This window comes from Herbaspirillum sp. RV1423, from assembly GCF_000577615.1.
In the GTDB taxonomy this organism is placed as follows: Bacteria; Pseudomonadota; Gammaproteobacteria; order Burkholderiales; family Burkholderiaceae_D; genus Herbaspirillum.
Map to the genome: position 1 here is coordinate 20542 of NZ_CBXX010000047.1, position 14786 is coordinate 35327.

General features: G+C 60.1%; 14 protein-coding genes, 2 pseudogenes and 1 CRISPR repeat array. Of the genes and pseudogenes, 7 read left to right on the forward strand and 9 right to left on the reverse strand.

What is annotated here, in order from left to right:
* Positions 1 to 24: 24 nt before the first annotated feature.
* From RV1423_RS25755 to RV1423_RS25790, 8 genes are read right to left on the reverse strand one after another with little or no spacing between them, the layout of a single operon-like run.
* Positions 25 to 969 carry a catechol 2,3-dioxygenase gene (locus tag RV1423_RS25755; protein WP_034303239.1) on the reverse strand — a complete coding sequence of 315 codons (945 nt, stop codon included), beginning with the start codon at positions 967 to 969 and terminating at the stop codon, positions 25 to 27.
* A 28-nt stretch (positions 970 to 997) separates the two neighbouring features.
* Complete coding sequence (locus RV1423_RS25760; RefSeq protein WP_155835297.1) at positions 998 to 1375, reverse strand: 2Fe-2S iron-sulfur cluster-binding protein; 378 nt, start codon at positions 1373 to 1375, stop codon at positions 998 to 1000.
* A gap of 1 nt (position 1376) precedes the next feature.
* Entirely contained in the window at positions 1377 to 2441 is a 1065-nt protein-coding gene (locus RV1423_RS25765; protein ID WP_034303241.1) for an NADH:ubiquinone reductase (Na(+)-transporting) subunit F, read from the reverse strand.
* A 9-nt stretch (positions 2442 to 2450) separates the two neighbouring features.
* Complete coding sequence (locus RV1423_RS25770) at positions 2451 to 2813, reverse strand: phenol hydroxylase subunit P4 (protein ID WP_034303243.1); 363 nt, start codon at positions 2811 to 2813, stop codon at positions 2451 to 2453.
* 57 nt (positions 2814 to 2870) lie between these two features.
* Positions 2871 to 4388 (reverse strand): aromatic/alkene/methane monooxygenase hydroxylase/oxygenase subunit alpha, encoded by a 1518-nt coding sequence (locus tag RV1423_RS25775; protein ID WP_155835298.1) that lies wholly within the window; start codon positions 4386 to 4388, stop codon positions 2871 to 2873.
* A 36-nt stretch (positions 4389 to 4424) separates the two neighbouring features.
* Entirely contained in the window at positions 4425 to 4697 is a 273-nt protein-coding gene (locus tag RV1423_RS25780) for an MmoB/DmpM family protein (protein WP_034303245.1), read from the reverse strand.
* A gap of 22 nt (positions 4698 to 4719) precedes the next feature.
* A complete protein-coding gene (locus RV1423_RS25785) occupies positions 4720 to 5712 on the reverse strand; it encodes an aromatic/alkene monooxygenase hydroxylase subunit beta (RefSeq protein WP_034303247.1) in 993 nt (330 codons plus the stop codon).
* Positions 5713 to 5731: 19 nt separating this feature from the next.
* Positions 5732 to 5965 (reverse strand): phenol hydroxylase subunit, encoded by a 234-nt coding sequence (locus RV1423_RS25790; RefSeq protein WP_034303249.1) that lies wholly within the window; start codon positions 5963 to 5965, stop codon positions 5732 to 5734.
* 289 nt (positions 5966 to 6254) lie between these two features.
* On the opposite strand from RV1423_RS25790, the gene RV1423_RS25795 reads away from it, so the two are divergent.
* Complete coding sequence (locus tag RV1423_RS25795; RefSeq protein ID WP_081769013.1) at positions 6255 to 8066, forward strand: sigma-54-dependent Fis family transcriptional regulator; 1812 nt, start codon at positions 6255 to 6257, stop codon at positions 8064 to 8066.
* A gap of 397 nt (positions 8067 to 8463) precedes the next feature.
* Positions 8464 to 8735: a CRISPR direct-repeat array (repeat unit 28 nt; unit sequence GGTTGCCCCGCGCACGCGGGGATCGGCC).
* Positions 8736 to 8906: 171 nt separating this feature from the next.
* Here the strand turns inward: RV1423_RS25795 and RV1423_RS25800 are convergent.
* Positions 8907 to 9122, reverse strand: a pseudogene (locus RV1423_RS25800) (transposase); the annotation flags it as partial.
* 203 nt (positions 9123 to 9325) lie between these two features.
* On the opposite strand from RV1423_RS25800, the pseudogene RV1423_RS25805 reads away from it, so the two are divergent.
* The 6 genes and pseudogenes from RV1423_RS25805 to RV1423_RS25830 form a co-directional block, all read left to right on the forward strand.
* Positions 9326 to 10753, forward strand: a pseudogene (locus tag RV1423_RS25805) (IS1182 family transposase); the annotation flags it as partial.
* Between the two features lie 602 nt (positions 10754 to 11355).
* Entirely contained in the window at positions 11356 to 11556 is a 201-nt protein-coding gene (locus tag RV1423_RS25810) for a type II toxin-antitoxin system VapB family antitoxin (protein WP_034303252.1), read from the forward strand.
* The gene (locus tag RV1423_RS25815) at positions 11556 to 11939 is read left to right on the forward strand and encodes a type II toxin-antitoxin system VapC family toxin (RefSeq protein WP_034303253.1); all 384 of its coding nucleotides are present in this window, start codon (positions 11556 to 11558) and stop codon (positions 11937 to 11939) included. The genes RV1423_RS25810 and RV1423_RS25815 overlap by 1 nt, the downstream gene beginning before the upstream one ends.
* Before the next feature lie 302 nt (positions 11940 to 12241).
* Positions 12242 to 13105 (forward strand): hypothetical protein, encoded by an 864-nt coding sequence (locus RV1423_RS25820; protein ID WP_155835299.1) that lies wholly within the window; start codon positions 12242 to 12244, stop codon positions 13103 to 13105.
* On the forward strand, positions 13102 to 13458 hold the full coding sequence (locus RV1423_RS25825) for an RES family NAD+ phosphorylase (RefSeq protein WP_081769014.1): 357 nt from the start codon (positions 13102 to 13104) through the stop codon (positions 13456 to 13458). The genes RV1423_RS25820 and RV1423_RS25825 overlap by 4 nt, the downstream gene beginning before the upstream one ends.
* A gap of 41 nt (positions 13459 to 13499) precedes the next feature.
* A complete protein-coding gene (locus RV1423_RS25830) occupies positions 13500 to 14750 on the forward strand; it encodes an IS256 family transposase (RefSeq protein ID WP_034303257.1) in 1251 nt (416 codons plus the stop codon).
* The last annotated feature ends 36 nt before the right edge of the window (positions 14751 to 14786 follow it).

Genomic DNA, 14786 nt, shown 5'->3' on the forward strand with positions numbered 1-14786 from the left:
TGCCCACGCGTGCCTCCGTCCTGGTCAGGTGTAAACAGTCGTGAAGCTCTCCTCCAATACCCCGGTGTGATAGAAGATACTGCGCCCGGCCTGGTCCTCGGTCCAGGTCACGACCGGCTTGTCGCGCTGCGCCTGGTAGCCGAGCCCCGCAAAGGTCTCATTGCGGTTGCCCGACGGGTCGAAGAAGTAGATCGTCTCGCCGCGCGTGAGGCCGTGGCGCGTCGGCGCCACGTCGATCCGCACCCGGTTCTTGGCCATGATGTCGCCCGCCTTCAGGATGTCGTGCCACGAATCGAGGAAGAACGACAGGTGGTGCAAGCCGGCGCGCTCGCCGCCGACGAAGGCAATGTCGTGCGGCTTGCTCGAATGCGACAGGAACGACGCCAGCTGGAACGCGCCGTCCGGTCCCACCGTGATCTGCTCGGTCTGGAAGAAGTTGAGCGCCTCGATGAAGAACCGGGTGTTTTCCGCGACCTTGTTGATGCCGTTGGCGGGGTCGAATTCGCACATCAGCAGGCAGTGGTCGAGCCAGTGCGCGCCGGCACCGCGCACGTCGTCCGGCCAAGGGTCGGGGTTGGTCGAGCCGACGTCGGTGCCGACGCATTCCTTCTGCGCAAACAGGCGCATCTCGTGCCCGCTGGGCATGGCAAACCGGAGCATGCGCCCGCAGTCGGGCAGGCTGCCTGCCGCCAGGTGCTCGACCGCGATCCCGTGCGCGCCGATCCGCTCGGCCAGCGCATCGAGGTCGCTGTCGCGCTCGACCTTGTACGCCACATGGTTGAATCCCGCCTGGTCCGATGGCGTCAGGATCACCGAATACTTGTCCCACTCGTCCCAGCATTTGAGGTACACATTGCCCTCGGCGTCGGTGTGGGTGGTCTTCATGCCGACCACGTTTTCGTAATGCTTCACCGATGCCGCCATGTCCATCACCTTGATGCTGATGTGGCCTATCCGCATGACACCCATTTCTGTCTCCTTTTTTGTAATTCGGTTGCTATCGGTTTTGCTCGTTTGGCGCCGCTGGCGAACGCAGGAAGGCTTTCTTCATCTTACCCACCACTTCCAGCTCCACTTCGCAGTCGGGCACCACGCGGCATGCCAGCACCACGCCCGCTGCTTCTTCCTGCTCGGTTACGTGGGCGCGGCTCATGGCGCCCGACTTGTGGACCTCGCCGGCGCGGATCGCCACCTTGCACACGCCGCAGCCGCCGTTCAGGCAGCCCGCCGGAATGCATTTGCGGCCGATGCGCGCCATGCCCTGCAAGATCGTTTCGCTGCTGCCGCACTGGTAGGTTTCGCCGGTTTCGCGGACCCGCACCGTGTGCTTGCAAGCCGCCGCGTCGAGCCCTTCGGTTGTCGTCAGGGTTCCCATGTCAGATCGCCTTGAACAGTGGGCTGCGGCGCGCGGTCGACTCGGAGTCGGCGGCGGAGATGAATTTTTCCATGTACATATCCCTTTCGAACAGGCGGCCGCGGATCAGCGTGGTGATGCAGGCGTCGATCATTACCGGCGGGCCGCACATGTAGGCCTTGTGCTGGCGGAAGTCACCGCCGAAGTGGCGCGTCGCCACGTCGTGCACGAAGCCGGTTTCGCCTTCCCATGCGTCGCTCTCGGCCGGCGCCGACAGCGCCGGCACATAGGTGAGGTTGGGATGGCGCGCGGCCAGGTCGCGGAACAGCTCGTCGTCATACAGCTCGGCACGGTGGCGGGCGCCGTAGACCAGCGTGATGGCGCGCGTCTCGCCGCGCTCGAGCAGGTCGAGGATCATCGATTTGGGGCTCGACAGGCCGGTGCCGCCGGCCAGGAACAGCAGCTTTTCGGGCGCCGAGCGGCGCACGAAAAAGCGGCCGTAGGGACCGTTCAGGCGCAGGCGGTCGCCTTCCCTGAGCTGGTTGTGGATATAGCCGGTGGCCTGGCCGCCGGGCACGTTGCGGATATTGAGCTCGATCATCCGTTTTTGCGACGGTGCGTTGGCGAGCGAGAACGCGCGCGGCTGGTCCAGCCCCGGCACGTGCAGGTTCACGTACTGGCCGGCCTGGAAATCGATGCCGTCGCCATCGAGCTCGATGTACACGCCCTTGGCGGTCGGGGTCAGATCGACGATCTTCGCCACGGTGCCGGTGAAGTCCTGCATCGGATGCATCTCGGCGTCGGGTTCCTCGTCGATCTCCGCTTCGATCACGATATCGCACGAGGCGGTCGCTACGCATGCCAGGCACTTGCCTTCGTCGCGCTCGAAATCCATCAGCGCAAACGGCGAGGCGTCGCCGATATCGACTTCGCCCTCGACCACCTGCACTTTGCAGGTGCCGCACAGGCCATGCAGGCATGCGTGGGGGATGTAGACGCCGGCGCGCAGGGCGGCGTCGAGCAGGGTCTGCCCGGCCTCGACCTCGACGGTCTGGCTCAGGGGTTCAATACACATTCTCGCGTTCATGCCAGCTCCTCAGAAACCCGTGTTGCCGATGCCGTTCAAGCCGGGGGTTGCGAGGCGCAGCAGCGATTTGTGGGCGACGCCGTTCTCGGCGATGCTCCTGTCCATGTCGGGCGTGAAGCGCGCGCCGTCGAGCGACCATTCGGTCGCGGCCCAGTCGATCCTGGCGAAATCCGGATGGGCGCCATACACCGACGGCAGCAGGTCCTTGACCAGCGCCCCGAACGGCATCTGCGGCGGCAGCGGAAAGACGCCGGCGAACGGGAACATCATGTGCTCGTCCCATCCGATGTACACCACCTGGTTGCCGTGGAAATTCTCGACTGCGTCCGCGTTCGGGCCGCTGTAGTTTTCGTATGCTGCTTTGACTGCCATGGTTGTCTCCTGATTGTGTGGTGCTTGCGCCGGACGATCCGCGGCCGGCGCCTGGTGTCACGCTGCCTCGTCGTCCTTGTTCAGGCCCTTCCACTCGTTCCAGTTGGCGTTATCGCGCGAATGCAGGAACTCGCCGGGGTCGTTCTCGGAGAAGTGGTAGTACTTGAGGACATCGGGAATCGTCGGGCCGCCGCAGTTGCCCTGGAAGATCTGGTGCGGCGGCAGCCAGGCCTGCACATATTTTTCGGGCTCGTGGTCGAACACCGACTTGCAGCCGTCCGAACAGAAATGGAATTTGTCGCCGTTGTAGGTGCTGTGCTTGTACACGCGCTCGGTCGGCTTGCTGGTGTCGGTATGGACCATCGGGAGCTGGCAGGTCTGGCACAGCTGCGGCAGTGCTTGGGAGTAGAAGCGCTTGCCGGCCTTTTCCTGGGCGCGCAGGTATTCGAAGCGCGGGCGGTAGTACTTGTCGAAGGTGTTCGGGTATTTTTCGGACAGCCAGTCCAGCTCGGAGTCCTCGGGCACCCAGGTGTGGAAGCCGGCGGCGTTGCCGACGCTGTAGAAGGTCAGCCACAGCTGGTGGGTGATGTGTTCCTTCTCCTCGACCGATTTCTCCCAGAACTTGGGCATCGTGATGCCGTAGCGTCCCAGGTCGTCGAACAGCGCCTTGCCGTTCTGCTCGAAGTACATCTCCCAGCCTTCTTTCCACGACATCACGCGCTTCGGATGCATGTAGTCCATCATCATGCCGACGATGCCGAGCAGGCGGTAGCCGCGCCAGAAGTACTTGTCGATCCAGCGCTGCACGATGGGCAGGTTGTCGGGGTGCTGCTCGAGGATGAACTTGATCACCTCCAGGCCCAGCGTCATGTGGCGCGATTCGTCCGACTGGGCCGAGAAGCCGAAGTTCACGGTGGCCATGTCGCCGTTGTAGGCGGCGCCCGACATGAAGGGCATGAACAGCAGGTTGGTCAGCACGTACTCGAACGAGAACGAGATGGCGGTGACGAATTCGAACGGGCCGGCCGACAGCGCGTCCTCGAAATACGATTTCGGCACCGACAGGTACCAGGCGCGGTCGTACATGTGGAACGGGTCGTGCAGGCCGTCGAAGTACTTGTTGTACTGGCTGATGGTGTGCAGCTGGGTCTGCGCGTGGCGCAGTTCGTCGATCGACTGCATCTGCGAGGCGACCTGGGCACCGACCCCGGGGAAGGCGCGGCCGGCCATCGCAAAGCCGCGGTGGGCGCCGTATTCGAGCGGGGTGACCGCCGTCAGGAAGATCTTCAGGCTGTTGATGTAGCGCGCGTCCGACACGCCGAGGTGTGCGTTGTTCTGGGTGAAGGCGTCGATCACCGCGTACAGCTTGCGCTCCTTTTCACCCTGGTATTTCCAGTAGGCGTCCATGGTCAGGCGGAACGGGTCTTCCCACTTGCTCCAGTCTTCGATCTTGATGCCTTCGAAGTCGCACAGCGGGAATACCTCGGACTGCGACTTGTACGAAAAATCCCAGGCCAGGTCGCTGGTCATGGTGGTGTACTTGTCCTTCAAACTCATTTTCTTGGCTTGGGCCACGATTGTCTCCTGTGATGTTTTGAGGTTGCGCCTGGGTCAGACGCGTTCCAGCGCAAAGTAGTCGTCGGTCTCGTCGATATTTCCGGACAGCGACACCAGCGTCAGGTGGATGTCCTGCGGGTCCCATGGGCGGCCGATGCGCTCTTCGACGCTTTCACGCTTGACCACCAGGCGCCCGGGGGCGTCGATCTTGTAGAGGCCCGGGTACTGCGTGATCGTGGCGTGCGGGTTGTCGGCCTCGATCGACTCGCGGATCGGGCGTGCTTCTTCGTTGTCCTGCAAGGCCAGGAAAACCATTTTTTCAGTCATGTTCTGTCTCCGCTTTCAGGTATTAAAGGCCGCTCTTGGCCAGGCGTTCGGCCAGCTGGCCGGCGCAGGCATCGAGTTCGGTGCCGGCCTGGGTGCCGAACGCCGCCGCGGCGACCGGCTGCAGCGCCTGCAGTACCTGCGGCTGCCACTTGCCGACCCACTGCGCCAGTTGCTCCTTGTTGGCCGGCGATTCGGCGGCGGCGATCTTCAGCACCGCGCCAGTCCAGCGAGCGTGTTCGTCGAACCACTCGCTCATGAACTCGGTCAGCATCGCGAAGCTGGTCTGCCCCGATGCGCTGGCCAGGTTGCCGAATGACTGGTACACCAGCGGATACAGCAGGCCGTCGAGCACCACGTTCTGCGCCACGAACAGTTCGAACCAGTCTTCGGTGACCAGCATGTTCTCGGCCAGCGCGCGCATGCCCTGCCACGCCGGGTCGTTCTGCCATGCGGCCTTGGCGGTCTTGAGTGCGGTGTCGGTGCCGTCCGCCAGCATCAGGCCGATGCGGGTGATGTACTGGGCAATCCCCAGCCGGTCCATCGCGCACATCATCGTGGCCTGGGTGACCGACACACCGTAGCCCTTGGCCGACATCGCGCAGTTGTTGAGGTTGGCCGCGTACTCGAGATGGCGCAGCGGCAGCAGCAGGTACTCGATTTGCGCGCGCAGTCCGGCGGGGATGGTCGCCAGCATCTGGCGCTTTTCGACAAAGGCAAAGTTGCGTTCGGCCGCATCCTGCTGCTTGCTGCGGGTGATGGTCCAGGCACCGTAGTAGTATTGGCGTGGGTCCAGCAGGCGATACCAGTCGGCCATCTCGATCGCGGTGTTGCGCTTGTCGAAGATGGCGCGGTCCTTCGACCACAGCGGCTGGTAGTGGAAGTTCGTTTCCGGCTGCAGCCCAATGGTCGCCTCAAGGTAGCGCGAGGCCGGCTTGTCGGTGCCGGTGAAGCGCGCCACGGCGTCGAAAGTATGGCGCAGCGGCTTGATGTTCAGGCTCTTGATGTCAACTTGCATCCCATGTCTCCTTGTAAAATTATTTGATCCGGCGCAGCGGAATGCCGGGCTCGGACGGCGTGATCAGGCCGGGCGCGCCAGTGTCGATGAAGCGGACCTGATTGATTGCGCAAAACTCCTGAAAGGCGGCCGCGGGCAGGATCAGTTCCACGCACAGGTCGCGGTCGGCGACGAAGAATTCGAACTCGATGAAGCCGTTTTCCGTTTCATTGGTAACTCTTACCCAGCGGTTATTTGCATTGACTTCGGACATCAGCCGCCCCTATATTGAAAAAGACAAATAAGAAACCGACATATGCGGTATTCATCTAACGCATAGCAAACGGTGTGCCAGCTTGATTCCTCAAGTGCGTTTGCTGCACCGCGAGCACGGCAATATGATTGGGCGCGGCCAAGTCAATACGGAGCATGGATGCTGCGAACGCACAAAGTTGTCCATGAGTATCAATTAGTCAATTCATGAAATTCGCCCAAAAGTGCATGTCATCAAAAGCTTAAAAAAAAACGGCAGTGCTGGCGCCTGAGATTAGAACGAGGAGACCATGCAGTCGAAATCCACAGTGGCCGACGCCGGGGCCGGGCCGGGCGTGAGCCTGCGCCTTCACATCCCCGACAAGATCGAGGACAAGATATTTCCAAATATTCGCGACCTGGCCGAACGGCTGCATTTCAGCCCGACCGACGGCCGCATCTGGCTCGACGACAGCCGTATGATCCTGCTGCGCACCGAGGCCTTCGGGGCCTTGCGCCAGGAACTGATCGAATCGCTGGGGGTCGAGTCGGCGCGCGGCCTGCTGACCCGTATGGGCTACCTGGCCGGCTCCAAGGACGCGGCGCTGGCGCGCAAGGTGCGGCCCGGCGACAACCAGACCAATATGTTCATGGTCGGTCCGCAAATGCACGGCCTCGAAGGCGTGGTGCGGGCCGAACCGGTGCGGCTCGAAATCGACAGCGCCACCGGCCATTTCTATTGCGAGGTGGTGTGGAAGGATTCGTCCGAGGACGAGTCGCACATCTCGATCTACGGGCTGGGATCGGAGCCGGCCTGCTGGATGCAGACCGGCTACGCCAGCGGCTACAGCAGCGCGTTCATGGGCAAGCGGATCCTGTTCCGCGAAGTCGAATGCAGCTCGACCGGCGCCGCCCATTGCCGCGTGATCGGCAAGCCGGTCGAAGAATGGGACGATCCGGAACTGGACATGAAATATCTGGAGGCGCAACCGTTGCAGCAGCGCCGTGGCGTGGCGCCGGGCAGCGCGCCACAGCCGGCTTCTGGCGCGCCTTTGCCAGCCGGGGGCGGCAGCGGCGGGCATGCGGTGGCAATCGGCGCCTCGGCCGGATTTTTCGGCGTGATCCACCGCATCAACCGGGTCGCGGGAACGCGCGCCACCGTGCTGCTGCTCGGCGAAAGCGGCGTCGGCAAAAGCATGTTTGCCTGCGAAGTGCACAGCAAGAGCCCGCGCGCCAACAAGCCCCTCATCCAGCTCAATTGCGCCGCGATGCCAGAGCAACTGATGGAGTCGGAATTGTTCGGGGTCGACAAGGGCGCCTACACCGGCGTCAACGAATCGCGCCCGGGCCGGTTTGAAGCGGCCGACGGCGGCACCATCTTCCTCGATGAAATCGCGTGCCTGAGCCTGACGGCGCAGGCCAAATTGCTACGCGTCCTGCAGAGCGGCGAACTGGAACACCTGGGCAGCACCAGGACCCGCAAGGTCGACGTGCGGGTGGTGGCCGCCACCAACGAAAACCTGAAGGTTGCGGTCGAAGAGGGCCGGTTTCGGAAGGACCTGTATTACCGCCTGAACGTGTTCCCGATCCTGATTCAGCCGCTGCGCGAACGGCGCGCCGACATCCCGCTGCTGCTCGAAAAACTGCTGCGCGAGCTGTGCCAGCGGCACGGGCGCCAGGTTTCCGGCGTCACCAACCGCGCCATGCAGGCCTTGCTGACGCACCAGTGGCCGGGCAATATCCGCGAACTTGAAAACGTGCTCGAGCGCGGCATCATCCTGGCCGACGAAGGCGGTGCGATCGATATCCCGCACCTGTTCAGCGTCGACGAAAGTCCGGCCAACTCGACGCAGCTGGGACTGGCCGAGCTGGCCGCGCTGACGCCGGCGATGCCGAGCCTGGCCGAGACCATCGGCCTGGGGCCGGCGAGCGGCACCTCGATCGACGAGTGGGCGTCGGGCGTGATCGCGCGCCAGCAGTCCACGCTCGGCCAGATCGAGGATGCGCTGATGCAGGCGGCGCTGAAGTCGGCGCACGGCAATATCAGCAAGGCCGCCAGCCTGCTGGGCATCACGCGCGCGCAAATGGATTACCGCACCAAGAAATTGCCGCAGCCGCGCTGAGCGGGAGATCGGGCCGAGGGGCTGGACCGCGCTACCGCCACTGGGCCCTCTCAGAGCAGCTTGTCGAGGGTATCGGCAAGTTGCGCACGCGGCGCCGGTGGCGTGGCTCGACTGCTTCAAACGGGTCGAACACAGCGGACAATTTGATGGTCACCTGCGCTTTGGGGAAAAACTGGAAATTGGGAAGACGTGGCACCCGCTGGATGACATCTGGCGATAGATGTGCTTCTCGAACCGGGCGCTCTTTTGCTTTTTGACATGAAGCAACTCCGTTAGGTGGAGTTACGTATAAAACAGAAAGAAATGTTGGGATTTTCCCAAACTCTTCATGTCACGTCGAGCCTTGAAGCATCATGGCCTGAAAGGCGTATGAAGAGTGGTGCGGCTGGATGCAAGTGGTTGCCCTGCGCACGCGGGGATCGGCCCCTGCTGGCCTGCGAGTTGATCCTGCAGTTGGCGGTTGCCCCGCGCACGCGGGGATCGGCCCTGGGCCAGGATGGTGTCGCTGCCGTCGTGGAGGGTTGCCCCACGCACGCGGGGATCGGCCGGCCAGCTACTGGGGGAAGCCCCGCCTCAACGCGGTTGCCCCGCGCACGCGGGGATCGGCCACAGCGTGACTATCCCGAATAGTATGCCGACCCGGTTGCCCTGCGCACGATGGGAATCGACCTTCTTGAATGCCATGTATCGGACCGGCATATGGGGGTGTCCCGCGCATGCGGGGATTGTCCGCGATTGGCATACAAAGTGGAACGAGGTATCGAAGGGGGTATTATAAATTCATGAACCTCTTTTTAAGAATTTTCTCCTATGTCGATCCAGGAAAGTTCGGTAGAGTTAGCCGTAAATGTACAGCTTGAGCAGAATGGCGGGATGGTAGGCCGGCCGGCCCGTCTTCGCCGGCGCCACCCGAGCAAAACCCAGGCTGGCAAGATCAAGCTCGTCGACGAACACATCGACGACACGAACCGGATTATCTTCGGCCACGTAGTCGTCCAGAAGCTCGGGCAGCAGCGTGCCTTGTCCGCGGTCCTCGCCCTCAATAAAGCGCTTCATTTCGCACCCGTAGTGATGAGATACTGGCTTAACGTTGACTACGCTGCCGCCGTTTACACGTCCCTACGTTTTTACACAGTCTGGGCCGATTGCAGACCTAGTGTAGCGTCCGCTTACAACCCAGACTGTGTAAAAACGTAAATCAGTGTAAACGAAACCGGGGCGGTAAACGTTATGGCAGTATCTCATCACCGGGGTGCCGAATGAAACGCTTTATCGAAGGTGCAAACCGCGGTCAGTCCACCATGCTCCCCGAGCTACTGGACGACTATGTCGACCAAGACAACCCTGTCCGGGTGGTCGATGTATTTGTTGATCAGCTTGATCTTGCCAGCCTTGGATTCGAGCGCGTGCAGCCGGCGGCAACGGGCCGGCCTGCCTACCATCCGAGCGTCCTGCTCAAGCTTTACATTTACGGCTATCTGAATCGAATTCAGTCTAGCCGGCGCCTGGAGCGCGAAGCTCAGCGGAACATCGAATTGATGTGGTTGACGGGGCGTCTAAAACCGGACTTCAAGACGATCGCAAACTTCAGAAAAGACAACGGCAAATCGATCCGCAATGTATGCCGTCAGTTCGTCATCTTGTGCCAGCAGCTTGACCTTTTTTCGGATGCCGTCGTTGCTATCGACGGCAGTAAATTCAAGGCGGTGAACAGCAGCGATCGCAATTTCACCGACGCCAAACTCAAGCGACGCATGGAAGAGATCGAAGCGAGCATCGGTCGTTACCTGGCCGAGCTCGACAGCGCCGACAGGCAGGAGCCTGGCGCCGCAAAACCGAAACGCGTGCGGCTGGAAGAGAAAATAGCGGCGTTGAAATTGCAGATGGCGTCGCTCAAGGAAATTGAAGCGAAGCTTGTAGAGACTGGCGAAACGCAGATTTCGCTGACAGATCCCGATGCTCGATCCATGATGACACGCGGCAGCGGCATCGTCGGCTACAACGTGCAAACCGCCGTCGATGCAAAGCACCATTTGATCGTCGAGCACGAGGTTACCAACAGCGGCAGCGACCGTGATCAATTATCCGCAATGGCCAAAAAAGCACGCATCGCAATTGGCACAATAGAGCTGACGGCGCTTGCCGACAGAGGCTACTTCAATGGCAAGGAAATACTGGCCTGCCATGATGCTGGCATCACCACCCTGGTGCCTCCGACGAAAACGTCAAACGCCAAAGCTGACGGGCGATTCGACAAGGCCGACTTTATCTACGATACGCAGAAGAATGAATATCGTTGCCCGGCAGGTCAATCACTCATTTGGCGCTTTGCGACGGTCGAAAAAGGGCTGACGAATCATCGATATTGGAGCTCGAATTGCAAGGGGTGTCCGCTTAAAGAAAAGTGCACGCCGAGTCCGCAGCGGCGCGTGACCTGCTGGGAACATCAGGACGTGCTTGAGAGTATGCAGGCACGTCTCGAGCAAACGCCGAATGCCATGCGTATTCGACGTTGTACTGTTGAGCATCCATACGGCACCATCAAAGCCTGGATGGGGGCGACGCATTTCCTGAGCAAGGGTTTAGAGCGAGTGAAGACAGAGATGAGCCTGCATGTCGTCGCCTATAACCTCAGGCGACTGATGGCTATCCTCGGCATCGCGGATGTGATGAAGGCCATCAAGGCTTTTATCGATTTGTGGGGCTTAAAAGCGGCGCTTCTGGCGGTTGCTGTAGCATTTAGGAGGGACATTCACATAAAACGATATGTCCCAGTACAACGCGTTTTAGCCCTTCAAACATAGCTTGGTGGGGTGAAGTCAGCAGATACAAGACCAGGATTGCGTTTTTACACAGCCTGGGTCGAAAGCGGACTGTCGCGCACCCTACGCGCCGTCCAGGCTGTGGCAGACTTTATTGTTGCTAGCGAACGATGCAAGACCGTTCGCCGAGCTGTCGTGGCAAACATTATTTGCAACGACCGCACGCCGGAATCAGTCGTCTCATAGGCGAGTTTGTGGCAAACTTTATTGTTCGGCCACAGACGGGTATGTTGAGGGGTATAAGCCGCCTACAGACGACGGCAAGCCACGCAATCTTCTCCAACGAAGCATCGGCCGCCAATTGTGCCGACGGGAACGGTGAGCCTCAACAGGGACGTCGATCGTTCGGTACAACGGCATTGTCCGCGTCAGGCGATGCCACGTGATTTCGCCTACACCGTGCCAGCCGCTTGTATAGATGCGCTCATTGATGCAGAATGAAGCGACAATTGATGCAAGGAGGTTTTATGCGAACGACCGTCACCATCGACGACGAGCTGTATACCAAGGCTATTGAGATGGCCGATCCAGAAATGGACAAGGCAGACCTGTTTCGCGAAGCAATCAAAACCTTCGTACGCGTCCAGGCCGCCAAGCGCCTCGCCGCGCTGGGTGGTGCCGCGCCCGCTATGCCCGAGATCCCCCGTCGGCAAAGCGACGATGCCTGATGAGCGGCGTCCTGATCGATACCTCGGTGTGGGTCGACCACTTCCGGCAACGCAATGACACCCTGGTCGAGCTGCTGGGCCTGGACCTAGCGCTGTCGCATCCGATGATCGTGACCGAGCTGGCTTGCGGCACGCCGCCGGCGCCGCGGTCGCGGACACTTTCCGATATTGCTTCTCTCCCGCAGGCACGTCAGGTCACGCTGGGCGAAGTACGGGAATTGATCGAGCGTGAACGCTTATATGGCTTGGGATGTGGCCTGGTCGACCTTGCCCTTCTGGCCTCGACCCTGCTCACGCCTGGGTCGCGCCTGTGGTCGGAGGACAGGCGTCTGGCGCAGCTGGCGCAACAGTTCGGTGTTGCTTTCGCGCCGGCCCGGCAATAGGTTTTGCCGAGGAAACCTTGCCGATTTACTTAGCTGTTATTAAGTAAACTACCGTAAGGCAACGGTTTTTGAAGGCGTGGAACAGATTTTCGGTGGAAAAATTACGCCAGTTTTCGGCGAGTTTCAAATTTACTTCGCTTAAGTGACTACATTTACTTCGCCGAACGGCAGTGGAAGATCCGTGCGTCCTCCTAGAAAAACTGGGTCAGAGTTATTGTTCGTCCACAATTTTCCATCTGTTTGGGATCGGATTGAATGTGGCACACGCTTGCGATCATGTAGGTCATGTAATATGATGGCTTATGACCATCCCATCTTCATTTGCCTTTAAGCCGATCGCCGAGAGTCGCCGGCGCCCACGCGGTCGTGCTCGAAATTGCGAAGCTGCCCGGTCGCCCGGCAGCGAAAATCAAGAAGGAGACAACGTCGAGCACTATGGTCCAGCTGGCGTTGGGACGCCTCGGGTCGTCATGGTTTTTGAGTTGCGACATGGGAAACTGGTTGAGATAGGCGGTAGCAGCGTGCGCCTTTCGACGCCGAAACGAATCTGCGAAGCAAAGCGATTTGACGGTCTAATCTGGTCTGCTCCTATGCTAGGTGGACTCGCGCTTGGCAAAGCATTTGCGCCCGCGGTTATGCCAGGTGTTCTGTATGCACCGTCGGAAGAATTTGTAAGCCACCTTGCCGCCAGAGTCGCTGAGCTGATAACGAGCGGTGGAGCACAGGCACCACTGGCGCCGGCGGGCGAGATCGACTCGCTTGCTGCAGCACGAGCGCGCGGCCGTGATAGCATGCGCGCCCTATTGGACGCATCCGAGAATCTCTCTCTTGCGGAAGCAGCGAATGCCGCCCGTGCCTCCCAACGGCATATCAATGCGTTGCGCAAAAAGCACCTGCTGTATGCGCTTGTACTAGACGGTTCAAATCGTGGTTACCGCTATCCGCAATGGCAGTTTGCCGCAGATCCGCGCCGCTTGCAGCCAGTGTTGGCTTTGCTCGCCGCCAGGGATCTTAGTTGCTGGGCCATACACGAGTTTATGTGCCGCCGGCATCCGGATTTGAAATTGCCGCCTAAGGATGCGATTCTTGACTCTGCGGTCGACATCAAAAATGTATTAGCGGCCGTGGACCAGCGTTTTAGCGACGCCGACCAGGGCGCTGCGTGACGGGCACGAATTTAGCCCCGTCTCTGCCGCCCGCTGACTTCGCAACGCGCGTTCTTCCAATTAAATTGCTCGATGTTCGGCAACATGCGCTGCTACGCATCCACAATGGGCATCGTGATCCGGTCTTCTACAACACCGCTGTCGTCAGCGGCACGGTCTTCCGGTTCGACGCACCTGCCGGCGAGTACGGGGTGCTCTATGCTGCGGAAGCGTTCGACACATGCATGGCTGAGACAGTCGTGCGTGATCGCTTCGAGGAAATGCTCTTGCCGCTTGTTCTGACCGAGTCTGAACTCGTTCAGAAAGCGGTCAGCGCACTAGTTTTCACGGAGGGTGTAAATAATTTTGTGTAAACGGTCATTTGGCAGGACACTGCCGCCATCAAGGAGAAACAATGACCGTTGTAAAGCGTAACAAGCGTGCCAAGCCCGATCCGGAACTGCTCAAGCTGGCCGATAGCCTATTGGCCAATTACCAAAAGCCCGAGGACCTAATCGGCGAAAATGGCTTGCTCAAGCAGCTCACCAAGATGCTGGTGGAGCGCGCTCTGGAGGTCGAAATGACCGGCCACCTAGGCCACGACAAGAGCGGCGAGGTGACTAACGGCACAGCCAACACTCGCAACGGCCACAGCACAAAAACTCTCAAAGGCGATTTTGGCGCACTGCCGCTGGACGTTCCTCGCGACCGTCAAGGGACATTCGAGCCGCAGATCGTCGTCAAGAACCAAACACGTTGGGCCGGCTTCGACGACAAAATCATCTCACTTTACGCGCGCGGATTAAGCGTGCGGGAGATCCAAAGCCACCTGGAGGAGATGTACGGCGCCGAGGTGTCACCGACCCTTATCTCCAACGTCACGGACGCTGTCAGCGAGGATGTGAAGCTCTGGCAGGCCCGTCCGCTCGACGCGGTGTACCCGATCCTGTATCTCGACTGCATCCACGTCAAGGTGCGCGACAGCGGCGCTGTACGCACCAAGGCGGTCTACCTGGCAATCGGCGTCAACATGGAAGGCCACAAGGAGGTGCTGGGCCTGTGGATCTCCCAAACTGAGGGCGCCAAGTTCTGGCTGCAGGTCGTGACCGAGCTCAAAAATCGCGGCGTGCAGGACATCTTCATCGCGTGCGTCGATGGCCTAAAGGGCTTCCCGGACGCGATCGAGGCGGTCTACCCGCAGGCCTCTGTTCAACTGTGCATCGTCCACATGGTACGTAACAGCCTGAACTTCGTACCATGGAAAGCGCAGAAGGAAGTAGCCGCCGATTTAAAACTGATCTACAGCGCGGCCACGGCCGACGAGGCTGAGCTCAGGCTTGCCGAATTCGAAGATAAATGGGATAAACAGTATAAACCAATAAGCCAGTCATGGCGTCGCAACTGGGCGCGTGTTATACCGTTCTTCGACTACCCGCCGGAAATCCGCAAGGTGATTTACACCACCAACGCGATTGAATCGATTAACATGAGCCTGCGAAAAGTCACCAAAGCCCGTAGTTCCTTTCCAACCGACGAAGCCGTCAGCAAACTGTTTTACCTCGCGCTGAACAACATCAGCAAGAAATGGACGATGCCCATACGGGACTGGAAAGCTGCATTGAACCGCTTCGCCATCCAGTTTGAAGACCGGGTGCCACAGACTTAAACGAAAACCCGTTTACACAGAATTCAGTACACCCCC

Bases quoted from the DNA above. Each gene is read 5' to 3' on its own strand.
- RV1423_RS25795 (WP_081769013.1), top strand. From the start codon at position 6,255: ATGCAGTCGAAATCCACAGTGGCCGACGCCGGGGCCGGGCCGGGCGTG.
- RV1423_RS25820 (WP_155835299.1), top strand. From the start codon at position 12,242: ATGACCATCCCATCTTCATTTGCCTTTAAGCCGATCGCCGAGAGTCGC.
- RV1423_RS25780 (WP_034303245.1), bottom strand. From the start codon at position 4,697: ATGACTGAAAAAATGGTTTTCCTGGCCTTGCAGGACAACGAAGAAGCA.
- RV1423_RS25760 (WP_155835297.1), bottom strand. From the start codon at position 1,375: ATGGGAACCCTGACGACAACCGAAGGGCTCGACGCGGCGGCTTGCAAG.
- RV1423_RS25810 (WP_034303252.1), top strand. From the start codon at position 11,356: ATGCGAACGACCGTCACCATCGACGACGAGCTGTATACCAAGGCTATT.
- RV1423_RS25770 (WP_034303243.1), bottom strand. From the start codon at position 2,813: ATGGCAGTCAAAGCAGCATACGAAAACTACAGCGGCCCGAACGCGGAC.
- RV1423_RS25785 (WP_034303247.1), bottom strand. From the start codon at position 5,712: ATGCAAGTTGACATCAAGAGCCTGAACATCAAGCCGCTGCGCCATACT.
- RV1423_RS25790 (WP_034303249.1), bottom strand. From the start codon at position 5,965: ATGTCCGAAGTCAATGCAAATAACCGCTGGGTAAGAGTTACCAATGAA.
- RV1423_RS25755 (WP_034303239.1), bottom strand. From the start codon at position 969: ATGGGTGTCATGCGGATAGGCCACATCAGCATCAAGGTGATGGACATG.
- RV1423_RS25765 (WP_034303241.1), bottom strand. From the start codon at position 2,441: ATGAACGCGAGAATGTGTATTGAACCCCTGAGCCAGACCGTCGAGGTC.
- RV1423_RS25830 (WP_034303257.1), top strand. From the start codon at position 13,500: ATGACCGTTGTAAAGCGTAACAAGCGTGCCAAGCCCGATCCGGAACTG.
- RV1423_RS25815 (WP_034303253.1), top strand. From the start codon at position 11,556: ATGAGCGGCGTCCTGATCGATACCTCGGTGTGGGTCGACCACTTCCGG.